Origin of the sequence: Oligella sp. HMSC09E12, from assembly GCF_001808505.1 — a bacterium.
Lineage (GTDB): Bacteria > Pseudomonadota > Gammaproteobacteria > Burkholderiales > Burkholderiaceae_B > Oligella > Oligella urethralis.
Genome location: NZ_KV793591.1, coordinates 1 through 1,770 on the forward strand (window position 1 = coordinate 1; position 1,770 = coordinate 1,770).

2 tRNA genes and 1 rRNA gene are annotated in these 1,770 nt (G+C 54.5%); all 3 read right to left on the reverse strand.

Annotated features, from left to right (window positions below):
• Positions 1 to 50: 50 nt before the first annotated feature.
• Positions 51 to 126: transfer RNA gene (locus HMPREF3179_RS08050), tRNA-Ala, on the reverse strand.
• A gap of 23 nt (positions 127 to 149) precedes the next feature.
• Positions 150 to 226 (reverse strand) — tRNA-Ile (locus HMPREF3179_RS08055).
• A gap of 115 nt (positions 227 to 341) precedes the next feature.
• Positions 342 to 1,770: ribosomal RNA gene (locus HMPREF3179_RS08060) — 16S ribosomal RNA — on the reverse strand; the annotation flags it as partial.

Consider the following 1,770-nt stretch of genomic DNA (forward strand, 5'->3'; position numbering starts at 1 on the left):
TGGTATTCTGATACTTCCGCTCTCCGAATGCTACTACGGCAGTCATGCGCTGGTGGAGGATGACGGGATCGAACCGACGGCCTCCTGCGTGCAAAGCAGGCGCTCTCCCAACTGAGCTAATCCCCCGGCGTACTACCTTGGTAACTAACTGGTGGGTCAAGCTGGAATCGAACCAGCGACCCCCGCCTTATCAAGACGGTGCTCTAACCGACTGAGCTACTGACCCGGTTCCCATTAACCTTCGGATGAATCTAGACTCTCGCGCCTAAACCCCTCAGAATACCTTCAACTAAACAACCGATAAGCGTGGACACTTCGCACAATAAGCAACATGAGCTCTTAAAGGAGGTGATCCAGCCGCACCTTCCGGTACGGCTACCTTGTTACGACTTCACCCCAGTCATGAATCCTACCGTGGTAATCGCCCCCCTTGCGGTTAGGCTAACTACTTCTGGTAAAACCCACTCCCATGGTGTGACGGGCGGTGTGTACAAGACCCGGGAACGTATTCACCGCAGCATTCTGATCTGCGATTACTAGCGATTCCGACTTCATGCAGGCGAGTTGCAGCCTGCAATCCGGACTACGATCAGGTTTAAGAGATTAGCTCCACCTCGCGGCTTGGCAACCCGCTGTCCTGACCATTGTATGACGTGTGAAGCCCTACCCATAAGGGCCATGAGGACTTGACGTCATCCCCACCTTCCTCCGGTTTGTCACCGGCAGTCTCATTAGAGTGCCCTTTCGTAGCAACTAATGACAAGGGTTGCGCTCGTTGCGGGACTTAACCCAACATCTCACGACACGAGCTGACGACAGCCATGCAGCACCTGTGCTCCGGTTCTCTTGCGAGCACACTCCAATCTCTTGAAGCTTCCGGGCATGTCAAGGGTAGGTAAGGTTTTTCGCGTTGCATCGAATTAATCCACATCATCCACCGCTTGTGCGGGTCCCCGTCAATTCCTTTGAGTTTTAGTCTTGCGACCGTAGTCCCCAGGCGGTCAACTTCACGCGTTAGCTGCGCTACTAAGCCGTAACCGGCCCAACAGCTAGTTGACATCGTTTAGGGCGTGGACTACCAGGGTATCTAATCCTGTTCGCTACCCACGCTTTCGTGCCTGAGCGTCAGTACCATCCCAGGGGGCTGCCTTCGCCATCGGTGTTCCTCCGCATATCTACGCATTTCACTGCTACACGCGGAATTCCACCCCCCTCTGACATACTCTAGCTTGGCAGTTAATAGTGCAGTTCCGAGGTTGAGCCCCGGGATTTCACACCGTTCTTTCCAAGCCGCCTGCGCACCCTTTACGCCCAGTAATTCCGATTAACGCTCGCACCCTACGTATTACCGCGGCTGCTGGCACGTAGTTAGCCGGTGCTTATTCCTCAACTACCGTCAGCATCTTAAGGTATTAGCCTAAGACTTTTCTTCGTTGAGAAAAGTGGTTTACAACCCGAAGGCCTTCGTCCCACACGCGAGATGGCTCGATCAGGGTTCCCCCCATTGTCGAAAATTCCCCACTGCTGCCTCCCGTAGGAGTCTGGGCCGTGTCTCAGTCCCAGTGTGGCTGGGCGTCCTCTCAAACCAGCTACAGATCACCGCCTTGGTAGGCCGTTACCCCACCAACCAGCTAATCTGATATCGGCCGCTCCGGTAGCAAGAGGTCTTACGATCCCCCTCTTTCCTCCGTAGAGAATATGCGGTATTAGCTACGCTTTCGCGTAGTTATCCCCCACTACCGGGCACGTTCCGATACATTACTCCCCCGT